This is a genomic window from Nevskia soli DSM 19509 (assembly GCF_000711955.1).
GTDB lineage: Bacteria > Pseudomonadota > Gammaproteobacteria > Nevskiales > Nevskiaceae > Nevskia > Nevskia soli.
The window spans coordinates 1-19,839 of the sequence record NZ_JONR01000061.1; the positions used below are offsets into that span (position 1 = coordinate 1).

General features: G+C 66.8%; 19 protein-coding genes. 13 read left to right on the plus strand and 6 right to left on the minus strand.

Annotation, left to right across the window (positions count from 1 at the left end):
- Positions 1 to 101 precede the first annotated feature (101 nt).
- The 3 genes from istB to argH form a co-directional block, all read right to left on the minus strand.
- The gene (gene istB / locus BP26_RS0121425) at positions 102 to 863 is read right to left on the minus strand and encodes an IS21-like element helper ATPase IstB (RefSeq protein WP_029922608.1); all 762 of its coding nucleotides are present in this window, start codon (positions 861 to 863) and stop codon (positions 102 to 104) included.
- Between the two features lie 18 nt (positions 864 to 881).
- Positions 882 to 2,381, minus strand: coding sequence for an IS21 family transposase (gene istA / locus BP26_RS0121430; RefSeq protein ID WP_029922609.1), 1,500 nt, complete (start codon positions 2,379 to 2,381; stop codon positions 882 to 884).
- 809 nt (positions 2,382 to 3,190) lie between these two features.
- A complete protein-coding gene (gene argH, locus BP26_RS0121435; RefSeq protein WP_051749274.1) occupies positions 3,191 to 4,618 on the minus strand; it encodes an argininosuccinate lyase in 1,428 nt (475 codons plus the stop codon).
- 181 nt (positions 4,619 to 4,799) lie between these two features.
- Here argH and BP26_RS0121440 point away from each other — a divergent pair, with 181 nt between their 5' ends.
- From BP26_RS0121440 to BP26_RS0121485, 10 genes are all read left to right on the plus strand, one after another.
- Positions 4,800 to 5,891 (plus strand): sensor histidine kinase, encoded by a 1,092-nt coding sequence (locus tag BP26_RS0121440; protein WP_051749275.1) that lies wholly within the window; start codon positions 4,800 to 4,802, stop codon positions 5,889 to 5,891.
- The gene (locus BP26_RS0121445; protein WP_029922612.1) at positions 5,888 to 6,649 is read left to right on the plus strand and encodes a LytR/AlgR family response regulator transcription factor; all 762 of its coding nucleotides are present in this window, start codon (positions 5,888 to 5,890) and stop codon (positions 6,647 to 6,649) included. Before BP26_RS0121440 ends, BP26_RS0121445 begins: the two co-directional genes overlap by 4 nt.
- A gap of 92 nt (positions 6,650 to 6,741) precedes the next feature.
- Entirely contained in the window at positions 6,742 to 7,680 is a 939-nt protein-coding gene (hemC, locus tag BP26_RS0121450; RefSeq protein WP_029922613.1) for a hydroxymethylbilane synthase, read from the plus strand.
- A complete protein-coding gene (locus tag BP26_RS0121455) occupies positions 7,677 to 8,429 on the plus strand; it encodes a uroporphyrinogen-III synthase (RefSeq protein ID WP_036517600.1) in 753 nt (250 codons plus the stop codon). The genes hemC and BP26_RS0121455 overlap by 4 nt, the downstream gene beginning before the upstream one ends.
- Before the next feature lie 16 nt (positions 8,430 to 8,445).
- Complete coding sequence (locus BP26_RS0121460; protein WP_029922615.1) at positions 8,446 to 9,495, plus strand: uroporphyrinogen-III C-methyltransferase; 1,050 nt, start codon at positions 8,446 to 8,448, stop codon at positions 9,493 to 9,495.
- Between the two features lie 13 nt (positions 9,496 to 9,508).
- Positions 9,509 to 10,693, plus strand: a complete 1,185-nt coding sequence (locus tag BP26_RS0121465) for a heme biosynthesis HemY N-terminal domain-containing protein (RefSeq protein ID WP_029922616.1) — start codon at positions 9,509 to 9,511, stop codon at positions 10,691 to 10,693.
- Between the two features lie 70 nt (positions 10,694 to 10,763).
- The gene (gene mscL, locus BP26_RS0121470) at positions 10,764 to 11,165 is read left to right on the plus strand and encodes a large-conductance mechanosensitive channel protein MscL (RefSeq protein WP_029922617.1); all 402 of its coding nucleotides are present in this window, start codon (positions 10,764 to 10,766) and stop codon (positions 11,163 to 11,165) included.
- A 78-nt stretch (positions 11,166 to 11,243) separates the two neighbouring features.
- The gene (kdoO, locus tag BP26_RS0121475; RefSeq protein ID WP_029922618.1) at positions 11,244 to 12,122 is read left to right on the plus strand and encodes a Kdo hydroxylase KdoO; all 879 of its coding nucleotides are present in this window, start codon (positions 11,244 to 11,246) and stop codon (positions 12,120 to 12,122) included.
- A gap of 47 nt (positions 12,123 to 12,169) precedes the next feature.
- Complete coding sequence (locus BP26_RS0121480; RefSeq protein ID WP_029922619.1) at positions 12,170 to 12,664, plus strand: YybH family protein; 495 nt, start codon at positions 12,170 to 12,172, stop codon at positions 12,662 to 12,664.
- Between the two features lie 147 nt (positions 12,665 to 12,811).
- Positions 12,812 to 13,093: a DUF7660 family protein gene (locus BP26_RS0121485; protein WP_029922620.1), complete on the plus strand. Its 282-nt coding sequence runs from the start codon at positions 12,812 to 12,814 to the stop codon at positions 13,091 to 13,093.
- A 221-nt stretch (positions 13,094 to 13,314) separates the two neighbouring features.
- On the opposite strand, the gene BP26_RS0121490 is transcribed toward BP26_RS0121485, so the two are convergent.
- Both BP26_RS0121490 and BP26_RS0121495 read right to left on the minus strand, forming a co-directional pair.
- Complete coding sequence (locus BP26_RS0121490) at positions 13,315 to 13,827, minus strand: PaaI family thioesterase (protein ID WP_029922621.1); 513 nt, start codon at positions 13,825 to 13,827, stop codon at positions 13,315 to 13,317.
- A 51-nt stretch (positions 13,828 to 13,878) separates the two neighbouring features.
- On the minus strand, positions 13,879 to 14,502 hold the full coding sequence (locus BP26_RS0121495) for a glutathione S-transferase family protein (RefSeq protein WP_029922622.1): 624 nt from the start codon (positions 14,500 to 14,502) through the stop codon (positions 13,879 to 13,881).
- Between the two features lie 350 nt (positions 14,503 to 14,852).
- On the opposite strand from BP26_RS0121495, the gene BP26_RS0121500 reads away from it, so the two are divergent.
- From BP26_RS0121500 to BP26_RS0121510, 3 genes are all read left to right on the plus strand, one after another.
- Positions 14,853 to 16,961: a Tad domain-containing protein gene (locus tag BP26_RS0121500; RefSeq protein ID WP_084183316.1), complete on the plus strand. Its 2,109-nt coding sequence runs from the start codon at positions 14,853 to 14,855 to the stop codon at positions 16,959 to 16,961.
- A gap of 158 nt (positions 16,962 to 17,119) precedes the next feature.
- On the plus strand, positions 17,120 to 19,177 hold the full coding sequence (locus BP26_RS0121505) for a carbon starvation CstA family protein (RefSeq protein WP_029922624.1): 2,058 nt from the start codon (positions 17,120 to 17,122) through the stop codon (positions 19,175 to 19,177).
- A 7-nt stretch (positions 19,178 to 19,184) separates the two neighbouring features.
- Positions 19,185 to 19,382, plus strand: coding sequence for a YbdD/YjiX family protein (locus BP26_RS0121510; protein WP_051749276.1), 198 nt, complete (start codon positions 19,185 to 19,187; stop codon positions 19,380 to 19,382).
- A gap of 54 nt (positions 19,383 to 19,436) precedes the next feature.
- Here BP26_RS0121510 and BP26_RS30180 read toward each other — a convergent pair.
- Positions 19,437 to 19,839, minus strand: a 403-nt coding sequence (locus BP26_RS30180) for an Lhr family helicase (RefSeq protein ID WP_029922626.1), incomplete at its 5' end; no start/stop codon positions are given.

A 19,839-nucleotide genomic window follows, 5' to 3' on the forward strand; every position in this document is an offset into this window, starting at 1 on the left:
TGCGCAATCCGACGAAATCGGCCACCAAATCCGAGGCAAATCGGCCGGGTAATCCGGAGTCAATCGGCCACCCCTGGCGGTGCTGTGAAACGGGCGTTGGATTATGCAGCGGCGGCGGCTGGCGCAGTCAAGGATTTGGCTTGGCGTTTGCGCATGGAATCGCCCTTGAGCGCGAGCCTGTAGGCGTTGTGGACGAGTCGATCGAGGATGGCATCGGCCAGCGTCGGATCACCCAGATAGGCATGCCACTGCTCCACGGGCAGCTGACTGGTGAGTAGCGTGGACTTCTTGTCGTAGCGGTCGTCGAGGATCTCCAGCAAGTCGCGGCGGGTGGACTCGGCCAGCGGGGCCAGGCCGAAATCATCCAGCACCAGCAGATCGACCTTGGCCAGATTGCGGAAAAAGCTGGAGCGGTTGTTCATGGCCGTGGCGCGGGCCAGATCGTCGATCAGCCGTGGCAGCCGATAGCAGCGCACCGAGCGATCGGCCCGGCAAGCGGCATGGCCGATGGCGCAGGCCAGGTACGACTTGCCCACCCCGGTAGGACCGGTGACCAGCACGTTCAGATGCTGGGCGATCCAGGACAGGTCTGTCACTTGCGCCAGCACCCCGCGGTCCAGGCCACGCGCGGTCTTGGTGTCCAGGTCCTCCAAGCAGGCGGCCAAGGGCAGCTTGGCCCAGCGCAGGCGCTGGTGCAGGCGCTGCGAGTCACGCTCGGCGAGTTCATGCTGGATCAGCAGGCCCAGCCGGTCCCCGAAGGACAAGGCGGCCACGTCGGGTTGTGTCTGCTGGTGCTCCAGCGCGGCGGCCATGCCGCGCAGGCGCAGGGCCTGGAGTTGGGTGATTAGAGGTTGTTGCAGCATAAGTGGGACGACTCCGTTTCAGTGGTAGTAGGACGACCCGCGCAGGTTTTCGTGCTCGGGCAGGGACAGCGTGAGTTCGGTCTGAGCGGTGGGGGCCTGGATCAGCGCGCGGATGGCGCGGTAGCTGGTGCTCTTGAGCGCCAAAGCCCGGGCGCAAGCCGCTTCCAGCTTCTCGGATGAGAAATCCCGCGCCAGACGCAGGATGCCCAGCGACGCGCGCAGCGCATGCTCCGGGTGCCGGCGCGCATGGATCTGGGCGTATAGCACGCCAGCGGTGGCAGGCCCGATGGCCTCGGCCTGGCGCAGCAGCTTCTCGTGCGACAGATCGACGATCGCCTGATGGCGCTGCGGGCGGTGCGCCGCCAGCGTGGTAAACGTACCTGGAAGCGGGCTGCGCAGATGTGCCGCCGCGCGCTGGCCGCGATGGTAAATCTCCACTGCCTGCGCCGTCAGGCGCACCGTCACGGTCTTGCCCACCAAGGCATGCGGCACCGAGTAGTAGCGGCGCTCGACCTCGACGTGATAGTCCAGATGTACCTTGGCCTTCTTCCAGGCGGCGTATTCGTAAGTATCTGGCGGCAGCGGCCGCAGGGCCGGCGCATCGGCTGCAGCAAACACCGAGGCACGGCTGCCGTCGCGTTTCTGGAAAGACTTTTGATTCAGCTCGGCAACGAGGACGGCAATGGCCTGGTTGAGCGCGGCCAGGCTGAAGAAGGTGTGATGACGCAGCCGCGCGAGTATCCAACGCTCGACCACCTGCACGCCGACTTCCACCTTGGCCTTGTCGCGCGGTTTGCGGACGCGCGCCGGCAGGATGGTCACGCCGTAATGCTCGGCCAGATCCCGATAGGCCGGATTCAGATCGGGATCGTAGCGGTCGGGCTTGACCACTCCGGCCTTCAGGTTATCCGGCACCCACGCCGCCGGAGCCCCGCCGAAGAAATCCAGCGCGCGCACATGCGAGCCGCACCAGTCGGCGGCGCTTTGCGTCCAGGTGGCCTCGGCATAGGTATAGCTGGAATGCCCCAGCACGGCGACGAAGACCTGGGCCGGGCGGATTTCGCCGGTCTTGGGATCAATCACCTCGGCGGTCTGGCCAGCGTAGTCGACAAAGCACTTGTCACCGGGAGCGTGGGTTTGCCGCAGCACCAGGTCCTGGGTCTGACTCCAGGCCCGGTACAGGTCGCAGAAACGGCTGTACTGGTAGCCGGCCGGAACCGCCGCCTTGTACTCCTGCCACAGCAGCAACAGCGTCACGCCCTTGCGCTGCAGTTCCGTCTGCAGCTTGGCCCAATCCGGCACCGGTACGGCGTCTTCGCGCACCGACGGCGGCGGGTACAACCGAGCCTCCAGCTCGACTTCGTCCAGGCCGGCCGGCAACGGCCAGACCACCCCGGCCTGGACGGCCCGCCGCAAACAATCGGCCACGGTGCTGCGCGCAACCCCGACACTGGCGGCGATCTGTCGCGCCGACAGCCCGGCCGCAGTGAGGCGGAGAATCTCTCGAATCTTGCGCATGGACAACCTTTCTTTGGGCATCGCTCGCCTTGATCAAAAAAGCGGCAAGCGTGCAGGAACGGTGGTCCCGCGTCACAGCACCGGAAGGGGTGGCCGATTGACTCCGGATTACCCGGCCGATTTGGCTCGGAACAGGTGGCCGATTTACCTCGGAATCAGTGGCCGATTAACGTCGGAATACGCAAAAACCGATGCAGCGCCGCGTCGCAGGCGGGTCAAGGGCGGCCGCCAGGCCGTGCACCTTGCCCTTGACGCGCCGAGCACGGCGCCGACCATCCATGCGCAAACGGTGCTCGCCGCTACCTGCTTAATCCGTAGAGAAACCTCCCCCAACCCCGTCCAGCGGGGCTATTTTTCTTCTTAGCTGCTGCTGCGGGGTCAGCGCGCGGCCTGTGCCAGCACGCTATCCAAAACCTCCATCACGAAGCGCTGCTTCGGCTTGGGTAATTGCCCGATGCGCTCGATCTGCTGCTGGAGCTTCGGCGTCGGCCCGCGTTTGCCGGGCCTGGCTGGCTCGCCGATCAGCTCCCGCCACCAACCAGCTGCGCCCGCTGCCCATCGCCGGCATCGCCATCACCGAGCTGACGCTGGCCCAGGCCGAAGGCTCCGGCCAAAACGCCTGCGCATCGACCGTCACCGCGTCGATGAGGAAGCAACCCCCACGCTACGCGCGGGGACCCCGATGACCGCTCACACCTGATGCAACTACGTGTGCGCCCCAAATCCGCACCGCCAGCGCGTTTGCGCGTCAGTGACTTGATGCCGAGAACGGGGCATGCGACTCGCAAGGTGTGCTTTGATTTCAAGTATTAGAGGCGTTCAGCCTGTTTTTTTGCCCGTGCAATCGCCGCCCTGACCTGTTCCGGCGAAGTCGCCCCATAGTGATTGCGCGCCCGCAACGAACCATCGAGCGTCAGCCGCTCATACACATCCTGCTCAACCAGCGCCGAGAACTTCCTCAGCTCATCCAGCGAAAGATCGGCGAGATCGCAAGCCTTGGTCACGGCATAGCCGACGGCAGCGCCGACCGCATGATGCGCATCGCGGAACGGCAGGCCCTTCTTGACCAGGTAATCGGCCAGATCGGTCGCGGTCGAGAAGCCTTTGGAAGCGGCGGCGCGGCAGGTTTCGCGTTCCACGGTAAGGTTCGGTAGCATGGCGCCGAACACGCGCAGGCAGGCGGCGACGGTGTCGTGGGCGTCGAACAGGGGCTGCTTGTCTTCCTGGTTGTCGCGGTTATAGGCCAGGGGCTGGCCCTTCATCAGGACCAGCAGGGCCTGCAGGTCGCCGATGACGCGGCCGGTCTTGCCGCGGACCAGTTCGGGCACGTCGGGGTTTTTCTTCTGCGGCATGATCGAGCTGCCGGTGCAGAAACGGTCCGGCAGTTTGACGAAGCCGAACATGGGGCTGCTCCACAGGATCAGCTCTTCGCTCCAGCGCGACAGGTGGACCATCAGCAAGGAAGCGGCGGCGCAGAATTCGATGGCGAAATCGCGGTCGCTGACCGAGTCGAGGCTGTTCTCGGTGGGGCCGTCGAAGCCGAGCTGCCCGGCGACGTAGTGACGGTCGATCGGATAGACGGTGCCGGCCAGGGCGGCGCTGCCCAGGGGCAGCAGGTTGGCGCGCTTGCGCGCGTCGAGCAGGCGGCCGCGGTCGCGTAGGATCATCTCGCGCCAGGCCAGCATGTGGTGGCCGAAGGAGACGGGCTGGGCGATCTGCAGATGGGTGAAGCCGGGCATGACGCTGTCGGCTTCACGTTCGGCCAGGTCGAGCAGGCCGGCGGCGAGGGACTCGATCAGGCCGGCAAGTTCGTCGATGGCGTCGCGGGTGTAGAGACGCAGGTCGGTGGCGACCTGGTCGTTGCGGCTGCGGCCGGTGTGCAGTTTCTTGCCGGCGTCGCCGATGCGGGCGGTCAGCGCGGATTCGATGTTCATGTGCACGTCTTCCAGAGCCTGCTGCCACTGGAAGCTGCCGGCGGCGATCTCGGCATGGATCGCGTCGAGCCCGCCGACGATGGCCTGGGCCTCGGCGTCCGTCAGCACGCCGACCCTGGCCAGCATGCGCGCATGGGCCTGGCTGCCGGCAATGTCCTGGCGCCACAGGCGGCGGTCGAAGCTGACCGATTCGGTGAAGGCTTCCACCAGCTGATCGGTGGACTCGGCGAAACGGCCGCCCCACAGCTTCTGGTTGGACTTGGTCCCGGGCTGTTCGGACTGGGGGTGATCTGGCTTGCTCATGACGGGTCGCTGGTGCCGGCGGTGTCGCTCGGGAGGAGAATTGTAAGGCTTCCGCCAGGGCAATAGTTCCGCCAGGCCGGGCGCGGTCATTGCGGTTGCGCGGACGAATTGTGACGGAACGACCATCGTCGGCGCCGCTCCGGTAGGCGCTGAGCGCGACTTCGGCTAGGCTGGACACCACATGAAGCAATATCAAGTCAGGACTCATACCGACGCCTCGCTGATCCCCAACTTCTGCACCGGGCGCGCCCTGGTGCAGCTGGCGGCGGTGATCGAGTTGATCGTGATCGTGCTGTCCCTGGCCAGCACCGCCGGCAGCGAGGCGGCGCAGCTGCGCTTCGTCTCGCTGTCGCTGTTCCTGCAATGGATCGTGCTGTGCAGCGCGGCGGTGCTGTGCGCCGCGCGGCGCTGGCTCAAGCTGGCGCAGGTGGGCATCGTCTTCTTCACCTGCTGGGGCCTGCTGCTGCTGGTGACCCTGGTGCTGAGCCTGGTCGCCTGGTATCTGGACCTGTGGCTCAGCCTGGGGGTGCCCCTGGGCGATACGCCCTGGCCTTTCACCATCCGCAACCTGTTGATCAGCGCCATCGTCTCGCTGCTGCTGCTGCGTTATTTCTGGGAGCGCCACCAGTGGCAGGAGCAGGCCCGCGCCGAGCTGGAGGCGCGCTACCTGGCGCTGCAGGCGCGCATCCGTCCGCACTTCCTGTTCAATTCGCTCAACAGCCTGGCCGAGCTGATCGGCACCAAGCCGGACAAGGCCGAGGAAATGGTGGTGGACCTGGCCGACCTGTTCCGCGTCAGCCTCGATTCGCGCCAGCGTCTGGTGACGCTGCGCGAGGAGATCGAGGTGGTGAAGGGCTACCTGCGCATCGAGGAAATCCGCCTCGGCGGCAAGCTGCTGGTCAACTGGGAAATCACCGCCGAGGCGATGGACGCCGAACTGCCGCGCCTGATTCTGCAGCCGCTGGTGGAAAACGCGGTGCATCACGGGGTTTCAAGGCTGCGCGCACGCGGTATGCTGCACGTTACCGGACGCCGCGAAGGCAGCTACCTGGTGGTGGACGTGGAAAACCCGGTGCCACCGCAGGAAGCAGAGCCGCACACAGAGGGGACGGGGACCGCCGTGAACAATATCGCGCAGCGTATTAAGCTGATCTACGGCGACCGTGCCAAACTGATCCTGGGTCAGGATCAGGGCGAGTTCGGCCCGTTCTTTCGCGCGCGGCTGCGGCTGCCGTTCGTACAGCACAGCGGAGAGCCAGGAGAGGCGGTATGAGAGTGGTGATCGTCGATGATGAACCCCTGGCGCGGGAACGCCTGCGCCGCCTGATCGCCGAATTCCCCGGTTACGAGGTGGTGGGCGAGGCCGGGGACGGTGAAAGCGCACTGGAAATCATTCGCGAGGAAGAGCCGGACGTGGTCCTGCTCGACGTGCGCATGGGCATGGTCGATGGCCTGCAGGTGGCCCGCGCCATCACCGAGGAGGAGATGCCGCCGGCGATCATCTTCATCACCGCCTACCCCGAGCACGCCCTGTCCGCTTTCGACGCCCAGGCCGACGCCTACCTGCTCAAGCCGGTGCGCAAGGAAAAGCTGCGCGAGGCCCTGCAGCGCGTGCGCAAGCTGTCGCGCGCGCAGAAGCCGGTGTCCAGCGCCGCCCCGGGTGCGCGGCCGAAGCGCGAATTCGTGCTCGCCACCACCCGCGAGGGCCTGGTGCGGGTGCCGGTGGACGACATCGTCTACTTCCTCGCCGACCAGAAATACACCACCGTCTGCCACCTGCACGGCGAGGTGCTGATCGAGGAGTCGCTGAAGACCCTGGAGGACGACTTCTCCCCCTGGTTCCTCCGCGTCCACCGCAAGGCCCTGGTGGCAACCCGCTTCATCGCCGGCCTGGAGCGCGGCAAGACCGACGAGTCGCAGCACTGGCTGCGGGTGCGGCATGCGCCGACCCTGCTGCCGGTAAGCCGCCGCCGCCTGGCCGAAGTACGCCGCTTCCTCACCGACGACGGCAGCGAAGAAGACCTGGATTAGGGTCTGGGCCGCGCGCGGCACCCCGGCTGTAACGGCGCTCCGGTAAACTGTGCGCCGAATCTGCGCGCCGGCGCACACCAAGCCCCCAACCCTTGAAAGCCCTACGCATCGCCACCCGCGAAAGCCCGCTGGCACTCTGGCAGGCGCACCACGTCAAAGCCCTGCTGCGCGAAGCGCACCCGGCGCTGCCGGTGGAGCTGGTGCCGATGACCACAGCCGGCGACCAGTTGCTCGACCGCAGCCTCGCCACCGTCGGCGGCAAGGGCCTGTTCGTCAAGGAACTGGAAACGGCGATGCTGGAAGGGCGTGCCGACATCGCGGTGCATTCGATGAAGGATGTGCCGTCGCAGTTGCCCCCCGGCCTGTGCCTGACCGCTTTCCTGCGCGGCGAAGACCCGCGTGATGCACTGGTCTCCAACCGTTACGACAGCCTGGCCGCGCTGCCGGCCGGCGCCGTGGTCGGCAGCTCCAGCCTGCGCCGCCAGGCCCAGCTGCGGCTGCTGCGTCCGGACCTCAAGCTGCAGGAACTGCGCGGCAACGTCGGCACCCGCCTGCGCAAGCTCGACGAAGGCCAGTACGATGCCATCCTGCTGGCCCACGCCGGCCTGCTGCGGCTCGGCTTGCAGGGGCGCATCAGCGAAAGCTTCGCGGTGGACGTCTTCGTCCCCGCCATCGCCCAGGGCGTGATCGGCATCGAATGCCGCGAGGACGACGACGCCACGCGGCAATGCCTGGCGTCCTTGCACCACACCGGCGCCGCCACCCGCCTCGCCGCCGAGCGCGCGCTCAATGCGCGCCTGGGCGGCGCCTGCACCGTGCCGGTGGCGGGCCATGCGGTGCTGCAGGGTTCGCGCCTGCGCCTGGACGCCCTGGTGGCGGCGCCGGACGGCAGCCGCGTGGTGCGCGCCGCGCTGGAAGGCAGGAAAGCCGATGCGTCGAACATCGGCACCGCCCTGGCCGAACACCTCCTGGCCGCCGGGGCGGGCGAAATCCTCGCCGCGCTCGGGGTCGAAGTGGAACGGGGCGCGTGAAGCGTCCGCTGGCCGGCCTGGGCGTGCTGGTGACGCGGCCGGCGCACCAGGCGCAAGGCCTGTGCGACTTGCTGGAGCAGGCTGGCGCCGGGGTGCAGCGCCTGCCCCTGTTGGCCATTGAACCGGCCGGGGACGAAGCTGCCACGGCAGGGCGGCTGCGCCAGGCGCGCGGCTACGATCACTGGATCTTCACCAGCGCCAACGCCGCGCGGCGGGCCGCGCTGCTCGACGCCGGCCCCTGGCCCAGCCTGGCCGCCGCCGGGGCCGCCACCGCCACCGCGCTGGGCGAGGCCGGACATGACGGGGCGCTGGTGCCGTCCGGGCTGGACGGCGCCGCCGGCCTGCTGGCCGATCCGCGCTTCGCCGCGCCGGCCGCAAGCCGCATCCTCATCGTCACCGGCGACAACACCCTGCCGGAACTGGCCGAGGGCCTGCGCGCGCGCGGCGCGGAGGTCGAAGTGCTGGCGGTATACCGGCGCGTACCGGTCGCGCATGCGCCGCAGGTGGTGGCGCAGGCGATCGCGGCGAGCCAGGTGGCAATCGTTTCCAGCGGCGAGGCGCTGGCACATCTGCTGGCGATCACGCCTGCCGCGGGGCGTGAGCGACTGCTCTCGCTGCAACTGGCCCTGCCCTCGCCGCGTATGATAGAAAAAGCGCGCGCCGCGGGATTCACACAAATGCCCTTGCTGCCGGCGCGGGTCTCCGACGCGGCATACGTGGAACTACTGGAACGCTGGCACCGGGAATGATGGTTAACAGGCCCCAATGACGGATAACGAAGTGCTGGTCCCGCCTCCACGGCGCTCCTATTGGGGCGTGGTGTTCCTGTTGGTGCTGGTGCTGCTCGCCCTGGCCGCCGCCGGCTACGGCGGCTGGCGCGTGTGGCATGCCAACCACGAGACCGAGGACACCGTGGCTGCGCAGGAAGCCCTGCTGATCCGCATGAGCCACCAGCTGAGCGATGCGCAGAGCAGCATCGAGCAGCTGCGCGAACGCCAATCCGACCTTACCGACGCCCTGCACCAGAACACCGACGACGTGGCCAAGCTGCAAAGCCACAACGAGGATGTGGAGCAGACCCTGGCGCACCTGTCCGCCGACATCAAGGGCGGCCGCACCCGCGCCCAGCTGATCGCGGTGGAGCAGTTGCTGCTGCTGGCCAACGACCGCGCCCAGCTGGCCCACGATGCGCGCGGCGCCATCGCCGCCCTGCAGCAGGCCGAGGAGCGGCTCTCGGCCCTGGCCGAGCCGCGGCTGTTCGAGGTGCGCAAGGCGGTGGCCGATGAGCGCGCCGCCCTGCTGGCGGTGCCGCTGGCCGACCGCGGCGCCGCCGCGCTGAACCTGTCCGGCCTGATCACCCGTGCCGATGCCCTGCCGCTGCGCGAGCATCCGGGGGTGGCCAAGGCGGCGACGGCGCTGCCGGAAACGCCGCGCAGTTTCAGCCCGGGCTGGAGCGGCGGCTTCTGGGCCTCGTTGCACGAAGTGTTCAGCCAGATCTTCATCGTCCATCGCACCGACAAGCCGGTGGACCGGCTGCTGCCGCCGGAGCAGGAAGCGCTGGTCAAGCAGCTGCTGGCGCTGAAACTGGAATCGGCGCGCGCCGCGCTGCTGCTGGGCGACACCGCCAGCTTCCGCAGTGCGCTCGATTCGGCGGTGCAGTGGCTGGGCGACTACTATCGCGCGGAAGATCCCATGGTCAGCGCCGCCCGCGCCGAGCTGGAGCGCCTGCGCGGGCTCGAGCTGGATCCGCCGCTGCCGGACCTGAGTCGCAGCGTCGGTTTGCTGCGCGCCTATCTCGACGCCATGCCGCGCTAGACCGACTCCGATCATGATCCTCGTCCTGTTGATCCTGCTGGCCCTGATCGCCGGCGTCGCCGGCATCCTGCTGCTGCATCCCGATGCCGGCTATGTGCTGATCAACTACAGCCCCTGGGTGGTGGAAACCTCGCTGGCGGTGCTGGTGCTGGGCGTGGCCATCTGGTTCCTGCTGGTCTACCTGGTGCTGAAGCTGTTCGGCCTGGCCATCCGCCTGCCGGGCAATGTGCGGGAGGCCATCGACCGGCGCCGCCAGGACCGCGCGCGCGAATCGTTCGAGGCCGGCCTGCTCAATCTGTTCGAAGGCAACTGGCAGCGCGCCGAGGCGGAGCTGGTGCGGCGTGCCAGCGACCACCACGCCACCCACCTCAACTACCTCGCCGCCGCGCGCGCGGCGCAGCGCCAGGGCGCCATCGACCGGCGCGACCAGTACCTGCGGCTGGCGGCGCTGAACAAGCCCGAGCACGAGTTCGCCACCCTGCTCTCCGGTGGCGATCTTCAGCGCAAGCGCGGCGAATACGCCTCCACCCGCACCACCGCGCTGCGCTTGCGTGAGCGCGACCCCAATCATCCCTTCGCCATCGAGTTGCTGGCCGACAGCTACAACGCCCTGGGCGAATGGGAGCCGCTGCGCCAGCTGCTGGCCGAGCCGGCCGCGCGCAGCGCACTCGACCCGCCGCGCTATGACATGCTGTCGGTGCGCAGTCTGAGCGAGTTGATGCAGGCCGCGGTGACCGGAGCACACCTGGATCAGCTGAAGGCACTATGGGACGGCGCGCGCGCCTACCAGGATCATCCCGAGCTGCGCCGCGTGTACCTGCACGGCCTGGCGCGACTCAATGCCGACGCCGAGGCGCTGGCCCTGATCGGGCAGATCCTCGCGCGCGAGTGGGATGCCGACCTGGCCCTGCTCTATGGCAAGCTGCACGCCAACGATCCCATCGCCCAGCTCGCCACGGTCGAGCAGTGGCTGGTACAGCACGGCGATCGGCCGGAACTGCTGCTGCTCGCCGGGCGTGTCTGCCTTGCCAACAAGCTGTGGGGCAAGGCGCGCAGTTACCTCGAGGCGGGGGTGCAGGCGGCGCCGACGCCGCAGGGCTACCTCGACCTGGCGCGCCTGTGCCAGGAGACGCAGCAGCCGGAGGAAGCACTGCGCTTCTACCGGCAGGGGCTGGAGCTGGCCGCCGGCGCTCGTTGACATCGGCAACTGACGTGATGCCGGCGCTGAGGCTACAATCGCCCGTCACCCATGAAAGGAGGTCGGGGCAATGAGCATCTTGAAGGAATTCAGGGATTTCGCCATGAAGGGCAACGTCGTCGATCTCGCCGTGGGCGTGATCATCGGCGGTGCTTTCGGCAAGATCGTGTCTTCGCTGGTCGGCGACATCTTCATGCCCCTGCTGGGCCTGATCACCGGCGGCGTCAACTTCTCCGACATGGCGGTGACGTTGCGCGACGGTTCGGCCGACGGCAAGACTCCGGCGGTGCTGCTGGCCTACGGCAAATTCATCCAGAACACCTTCGATTTCGTCATCCTGGCCTTCGTCATCTTCCTCTTCATCAAGGCGATCAACCGCTTCAAGTCCAGGCTCGATGCCGCGCCCGCGGCCACGCCCGCGCAGGAAGTGCTGCTGACTGAAATCCGCGACCTGCTGAAGCAGAAGGCGTGAGGCGGGAATGGGGAATCGGAGAAGCGCACAGGTGATGGCTGTCGCCGATTCCCCATTCCCGACTCCCGGCATCTCCCCATGAGCCAGATCGAAACGCTGGATATCGCGGACTGGGCGCCGCAGCCGGGCGATGCCGAATCGCGCCGGCTTGCGGCGGCCCTGGAAGCGGGCAAAGTGCTGTTCCTGCCGCGCCTGCGCTTCGAGCTGCAGCAGCGGGAAAAGCGCTTTCTCGATCCGCGTTGGTCGGACCGCAAGGCCAAGAACATCAGCTACGACCCGGTCAGCAAGGCGATTAAAGGCGCCCAGGGCAATGCCTCCGACCTGGAAGACCTGCGCCATCTGGTCGAGCGTTTCCACCAGCGCGCGGTGGGCCTGATCCGGCACCTGCTGCCGCACTACACGACGCAACTGCGGCTGGCCCGCGCCAGCTTCCGGCCGATGCCGGTGGCCGGCCGCGCCAGCTCCTGGCGCAAGGACGACAGCCGCCTGCACGTCGATGCATTTCCCTCGCGGCCCAATCGCGGCGAGCGCATCCTGCGCGTCTTCGCCAACGTCAACCCGCGCGGCGAGCCGCGGGTGTGGCGGGTGGGTGAGCCCTTCGCCGACATGGCACAGCGCTTCCTGCCGAAAATCCCGCGCCAGCTTCCAGGTGCTGCCGCAGTGCTCAGCACCCTGCGGATCACCAAGTCGCGGCGCAGCGAATACGACCACACCATGCTGCAACTGCACGACCGCATGAAGGCCGACGCCGACTACCAGAAGAACGCGCCGCAGCAGACCATGCCGTTCCCGCCGGGCAGCGTCTGGATCTGCTTCTCCGACCAGACCTCGCACGCCGCCATGGGCGGGCAGTACCTGTTCGAGCAAACCCTGCACCTGCCGGTGGCGGGGCTGTACGATCCGCAGAGCGCGCCGCTGCGCGTACTGGAAAAACTGATGGGACGCGCGCTGGCCTGAATCATCCAGGCCCATCGCGCCGCCGATGCGCCACCGAGGAGCCGCCGATGCGCCTGCTGACCGGAATCACCCTTGCAGTGTCTTTGTCGGCATCCTCCCTGCTCGGGGCCTGCTCCGGTTCCGCCGCGACGCAGGCGGCGGAGGCGCAGCGCCTGCTGCAGACCGACCGCGCCTTCGCTGCCGCCTCGCTGGAGCAGGGCACCGCCGCCGCATTCTTCGCCAACATGACGGAAGACGCCCTGCAGCTGCCGGCCAACGCCGCGCCCGTAAAGGGGCGCAAGCGCATTCGCGACCGTCTCGACAGTCTCGGGGCGCAGGTGCTGGACTGGACCCCGCAGCAAGCCGAAGTGTCCCGCGCGCTGGACTTCGGCTGGACCTGGGGCGAGTGGCGCCTGTACCGCTCCGCCGCCTCGAAGGAAGTGATCGCCCGCGGCAAATATCTCAATGTGTGGAGGCGCGGCGCGGACGGCGCCTGGAAGCTGGCGGCGGATATCGGCAACCAGGCCGAAGACCCCACGCAGCAAAGTGCGCCTTCATCTTGAAGCCGCTGTAATCAAAAGATTTTTCTGGCAGCTTTGCCCCTAGTGGATTTTACCCACTGCCGAGGGCAGGCGGCGGCAACTACCGTATTCATCGCCCGAGCAATGCGATGCCGGGCGGACATCCCCGCCCGCGCCGGATTGAATACGATGAACGCCATCACACACGAACATACCGACGCCATGTACCGGCTGGCGATCGAGGTCCGCTCCAAGCGCGATCTTGAGCGTTTCCTCGACAAGCTGGCCGAGGATTACGAAATCAACTGCGAAGTGTGGGAAAACCGGTCCGTGCCGGATTTCCTCATCGCGCTGGCCGACTGCTCACGCCGTTCGGAGGAAAGCGCCAAGGCCGCCGCCGCGCCGCAGTCGGGGCCGGAGTTGTGGCAGTACATTGCGCGGCTGTTGCTGGGGGCTAGTGTGGTGCGCTGAGGGCCTCGTTCAAGCGTCCTTGGGGTCGAAGCTTTTCCTGCTATCCCTGGCGCGACCTCGTGTTCTTCTCCCACCCCCGGCCCGGCCATCCATGGCCGGGCGTTGCGCATCCCTTCCATGGGATGCGCCCTTCGGGCCCGCCTCCGGCGGTCCGAATTCGCTCCAGGCGAATTCGTCGTGATCGCAGGCGATGACATTAGTCATCGCCAAAGCGCGATCCCTCACCCATGACTTTGCCCGCCGGGGAAGACCATGCAGGTGGTCGTGCCATGCGCATACAATCGCCCCTGCGCATCGATGATCCGGCCTTCCGCCGTGGACATGCGAGCGCCCAGGTGCACCACCTTGCCTTCCGCCCGCACCGGCCCGGTTTCCAGGGTGATGGCGCGCACGTAGTGGGTGTTCAGGTCCAGCGTGGTGTAGGCCTGGCCCTGCGGCAGGCGGCTGTGGATGGCGCAGGCCATGACAGAGTCGAGCAGGGTGGCGGCGAAGCCGCCGTGCACCAGGCCGATCGGGTTGTAGTGACATTCCAGCGGCTGCGCCGTGAACACTGCATGGCCTTCCTCGACCTCCGCCGCGGTGACGTTCATCAACACCGAAATCGGCGGCATCGGCAAGTCGCCCTTGGCCATCTTGCGCAGGTATTCGAGTCCGCTCAAGCCCAGTCCCGCTGCGGCGGCGGTGAGCGGGTCCTGCCAGGTGAACGTGTGGCTACGGGCGGCGGCTTTGCTCATGTCTCCCTCCTCCAGCGTCTTTGGGTATTCGCAACGATTCAGCCCGGCGTCTCAGTCCGGCTTCGCTGGCGCGGTGCAGGGCATTGCGACGAAGCCTGGCAGCGCGGCGAAGCGGGCCAGCCAGGCGCGTACCGCCGGATAGCCTTCCAGATCGTAACCGCCTTCATGCGCGACATGGGTATAGGCGTACAGCGCGATATCCGCCAGCGTCGGCGTCGCCCCGACGAGAAAGGCGCTTTGCGCCAATTGCCGCTCCATCACCCCCAGCGCCGCATGGCCCTTGACCATGGTAGCTGCGATCTTCTCGCTCCACTCGACGCCCTTGTTCAGATACGCCACCCAGAAGCGCACCGTGGCGATGGACGGCTCATGCGTGTACTGCTCGAAGAACAGCCATTCATAGACTTTGGCGCGGTCATAAGCATCGCGCGGCAGCCAGGCGGTGTCTTCACCCAGGTGCAGAAGCATGGCGTTGGACTCCGCCAGTGCACGGCCGTCCGGCAGCTGCAGCAAGGGCACACGGCCGTTCGGATTCATCGCCAGGAAGTCGGGGGTGCGGCTGGCGCCGGCGAGGATATCGACCTCCACCCAGCGGAATGGCAGGCCGCGCTGGCGCAGCATGAACGCCGGCTTCCAGCAGTTCCCGGAGATCGCACTGCCGTAAAGGATATACATGCGCCGTCCTTGCGGATTGGGGCGGGTTGACGGCAGCAGTATGACGCAGCAACCGGCGCAAAAATACCGCCTGAGGGAGCCGTCATCAGACGGATATCGGTGTAGTCAGGCCGTATTCGAACACTGGATCGGGGTCGTCGAACCGCTTGGCGCATCTGACAAGCCGTTCATCTGACGCCTGGTCAAGTTTGCCTTTCCCTGCTGTTGGATAAGCTTTAACCTGAATGCCTGCCAGAAAGTTTTCGCATTCGGGGGATTGTGCTCGGCAAGGCTGGCAGGAATTTTGAAAGCGGCCCCGCCGGGGCCGTTCAGGCGGCGCAGCGTCACAGGATTGGAAGGGAGCTCGGGAAATGAAGACCAAACCATCTCGTCAGGTCCAGCGGGCGCGCAGCCGGGCGGGTCTGTCCTCTACGCCTCGGCGCCAGCGTGGCGCCGCCGCGGTTTTCGCCGCCGTCGCGCTGGTCGCGATGATCATCTCGATGTTGCTGGCCATCAATGTCGGCCGCCTCTATTACGCCAAGCGTGACCTACAGAAGCAGGCGACCATGGCTGCGCTTGCAGGGGCCAGTTTGGCCAGCGGCTGCCGCAACAGCGGCGTTCCGACCTCCGACACCAGCAACGGTTCTGCTTTGTGGAACGCGGTGCATGCCGCCATCTCGGCGAATAATGGCGGCAACGATACTGCCGCCACCACTGTCATGACAGGCATTCGGGGAGCGCCGGCGGTACAGGTAGGCGGAGTCAACAGCACAAGCGGTGCTCCGGTGCTGGACGACAAAGGCAATAGTTACCCTGTTGCCGCCGATGGTCTGCAGCATTTCGTTGCGTTGCCGACAGGTGATTCCCACATCCAGGCCGTGCGGGTCAACCTGAGTGCTCCCGCGCCGAGCTTGTTTGGCGCGAGCTTTTTCCCCACCGCTACATCGGCGCCCCTGTTGGCCTCCGCCACCGCCAAGCAGGATGCGGTCGGCAGCTTCTATCTCGGCACCGAGCTGGCCGCCCTCAGCGGCGGCCTGCTCAATGGCCTGCTGGGCGGCCTGCTCTGCGCTCCGGGTGATACGGCCTGCCAGAGCAAGATACTGGCCCTGGACCTGTTGAGCAGCACCAGCGGCCTTGCCAACGTCAACGTTTCCCTCGGCCAGCTGGCCACCGCCCTCGGCGTGAGCGTGCAGGATCTTTCCAATCCGCTGGCATTGAGCACCAAGACGCCGATCGCATCGGACGTGCTGAATGGCTTGGTGGGCGCCCTCAGCGGCACCGTCAGCGGTACCGTTTCCGGCCTGCTGCGCAACCTCGCCGCCGCTTCCACCAATCCGAACGGCATTCCGCTGGGCACCCTGCTGCAAGGCATCGACACCGTGGCCGGCGATGTGCCCTTTGTCGACCTCTCCGACCTGATCCTGGCGCTGGGCGAAGCCGCAACCGCCGATCCCACCGGCAAGGTCAAGCCGATCGCCCTGCCGGTCTCGGTCAATATCCCCGGCATCAGTACGGCGGACGTCTTCATCAGCATCCTCGCTCCGCCGGTGTTCGCGGCGGGCCACGCCGGCCAGGTGCACGCCAGTACGGCGCAGATCACCCTGAAGGTCCGCTTGCAGGTCACCGCGCTGGATACGGTGACCCAGGTCCTGAACGGCGTGCTTTCCCTGCTGTCGCTGCTGATCTCCGTTCCCATCAGCATCAGTCCGGTGAACCTGGGCATCGACGTCGCCGTGGCCCCCGCCACGGCATGGCTGGACAGCCTGCAATGTCCGACCCTGGGGCCGCCGGTACGTACAAGTCCGATTGCCGGCCTCAGCGCCAATACCGCCGTGGCTACCGTCGGCATCGGCACCTTCCTGGGTAACATCAGCACCGGCCCGGACCTCGCCACGGTCAAGGCGCCCATCACTACCGTGACCCTCGGGCCGGCCAAACTATTGCTGGGCCTGGTCAATTTGGGCAGCATCAATCTCAACGTCAACGTGGGGGCGCCGCATCCCATAACGGTGGGAGACGGGGCTCGGGCCTCGAATCCGCCCTTCCCCGTCACTCAGTTCGTGCAGCAATCGACCAGTCCGCCTACCTACCTGGCAAATGGTGCGCCACATGCACCGCCCGCTTCTCCGTTGACTGAAAACCCGCAGACCATCAATTCGAAGGATTTGTTGTCGAGCACCATTTCGAGCCTGTTCGGCGCGCTTACCCTCACCGTCGATACGGACAGCACGAAGGACAGCGGCCTGCTGGGCGCGCTAGGCGGCTTGGTGAGCACCTTGACGAATACCCTGGTGAGCACGTTGACCTCGTTGCTCGGCCCCCTCCTGACCGGCGTCGGCGGTTTGGTCGATGCCCTGCTCGATCCCTTGCTGCAGCTGCTCGGGATTACGGTCGGCAATGCAACGATCACGATGAACGGCGTCAGCATCGGCAGCCCGGTGGTGGTCACCACTGCGCTGCCGGGCACCCCGGAATCTTGAGCGAGGCTCCTCTCATTCAGACAGGAATCGGGGGGCCGCACAGGCGTTGACGTTGCTGCGGGGTTCCGCGTACCGCGCAAGCGCGGCAGTACTTGACCGCGGCCCCTATTGGCCCGAATCTCCTCTCCAAATTCGCATCGCAGAATCCGGAGGAGAGCATGAGGCCGCTGACAGCCAGATTGGGCTGGGTTGCATTGGCTGTAATCGGGGCAGTCTGCCTCGCGGTGGTCGCCTTGCATCGCGGCGAAAGCATCAATGCCATGTGGCTGGTGGCCGCATCGCTTTCCGTATTCTTCATCGCCTACCGGTTCTACGGCCGTTTCATTGCCGGCAAGGCACTGGGCCTGGACGCCACCCGCGCCACCCCCGCGCAGCGGCGCAACGACGGCCTCGACTACGTGCCCACCGACAAGTACGTCCTGTTCGGCCATCACTTCGCCGCCATTGCCGGCGCCGGGCCGCTGGTGGGGCCGGTGCTGGCGGCGCAGATGGGTTACCTGCCGGGTACGCTGTGGATCCTGGCCGGGGTGGTCTTCGCCGGCGCGGTGCAGGACTTCGTCATCCTGTTCCTGTCGACGCGGCGCGATGCGCGTTCGCTCGGCGACATGATCCGCAGCGAGGTCGGACCCGCCGCCGGCTGGGTGGCGATGGTCGGCACGCTCGCCATCATGCTGATCCTGCTGGCGGTGCTGGCCCTGATCGTCGTCAAGGCACTGGCAGTCAGCCCCTGGGGCACCTTCACCGTGGCGGCGACCCTGCCCATCGCCCTGTTCATGGGCATCTACGTGCGCTTCCTGCGCCCCGGCCGCGTGCTGGAGGTATCCAGCATCGGCTTTGCCCTGCTGCTGCTGTCGATCTGGCTGGGCGGCGTGGTCGCCGCCGATCCGGTCTGGGCCAAGGCTTTCACCTTCAGCGGCGTACAACTGGCCTGGATGCTCATCGCCTACGGCTTCGTCGCCTCGGTGCTGCCGGTGTGGCTACTGCTGGCGCCGCGCGACTATCTTTCCACCTTCCTCAAGATCGGCACCATCGCCCTGCTGGCCGTGGCAATTTTCGTGGTACGGCCCGAGCTCAAGCTGCCGGCCGTGACGCGCTTCATCGACGGCAGCGGGCCGGTGTTCGCCGGCAGCCTGTTCCCCTTCCTGTTCATCACCATCGCCTGCGGCTCCGTCTCCGGCTTCCACGCCCTGGTGTCTTCCGGTACCACGCCGAAGATGCTCGACAGCGAAGCCAACGCCCGCTTCATCGGCTACGGCGGCATGCTGATGGAAGGCTTTGTCGCCATCATGGCGCTGGTGGCGGCAAGCGTGCTGGAGCCCGGCGTGTACTTCTCCATGAACAGCCCCGCCGCCGCCATCGGCACCACCGTCGAGTCCGCCGCCCAGGCGATCTCGGGCTGGGGCTTCAGCCTCACGCCGGAGATGCTGACGCAGACCGCCAAGGATATCGGCGAAACCACCATCCTGTCCCGCGCCGGCGGTGCGCCCACGCTGGCGGTGGGCATGGCGCAGATCCTGCGCGGCCTGCTGCCCGGCGAGGGCATGATGGCCTTCTGGTACCACTACGCCATCCTGTTCGAGGCCCTGTTCATCCTCACCACCATCGACGCCGGCACGCGCATCGGCCGCTTCATGATCCAGGATCTCGTCGGCGCTGCGTACCCGCCGTTCCGCAAGACCGAATCCTGGGCCGCCAACCTCACCGCCACCGCCTTGTGCGTGGCGGGGTGGGGCTATTTCCTCTACCAGGGCGTGGTCGATCCGTTGGGCGGCGTCAACACCCTGTGGCCGCTGTTCGGCATCTCCAACCAGATGCTCGCCGGCCTGGCGCTGATCTTCGCCAGCGTGGCCCTGGTCAAGATGAAGCGCGAACGCTACCTGTGGGTGACGGCCGTGCCGATGCTCTGGCTGCTGATCTGCACCCTCACCGCGGGCTGGCAAAAAGTATTCTCCGTCGATCCCAAGCTCGGCTTCCTCGCCCATGCGCGCAAATTCGGAGATGCGGTGGCGCAGAGCCAGGTGCTGGCGCCCGCCAAGTCCATTGCCGACATGCAGCGCATCGTGCAGAACGATTACGTCGATGCGTCGCTGGCGCTGTTCTTCGTGGCGGTGGTGGTGCTGACCCTGCTGTTCGGCGCCCGCGCGGCCTGGAAGGCATGGCGCATCAATCGTCCCACCGCCCTGGAGACGCCATATGTCGCCGCACCGATCCGCTAGGCTCCCGATGATCGCCGGCCGGCTGCGCGCCATTGCGCACAAGCTGGCGCAGACCGCGCGTCTCGCGGTGGGCGTTCCCGATTACCAAGGCTATGTCGCGCACCAGCGCGAGCACCATCCGCAGCAGCCGGTCATGAGCTACGAAGAATTCTTCCGGGAGCGGATGGATTCGCGCTATCGGCGGGGGAGTAGCCGTTGCTGTTGAAGCTCGCTGGTCTATCGCCTCGCCACTTCATGAGGGAGGGGAGAGACAACCGGGCTACTGTGCTCTGGGCGGCTGCTCGAAATACCCGCCCGGCCGCTGCTTCCGGATCAACAGATTCTTGATCTCCCACTCCGCCTTCGCATCAAGCGGCCTGAGATAACGCACCTCTCCGCCGGTCTGCACCGCCACCGGCACCCCATTCTCGAACAACACCCGGTTGCCGGGGAGCCGCGGGACCTTATCGCCTGGCGTCAGGATGCCCACAAGGTTCAAAGGATCGGCCGCGGAGATCGAAACATGCTCGTCGGCCGCTTCGCTGTTCGCCACCTTGCGCAACAACGCAGCCGCATCATTGAGCGCGAACTGCTCGCCGGAGAAACCACTGACGAACCGACCCCCGCTGATCTCGCCGCGCGCCTCCATGCGGCGATAGACGTAGAACAGTTCGCGCCACGGC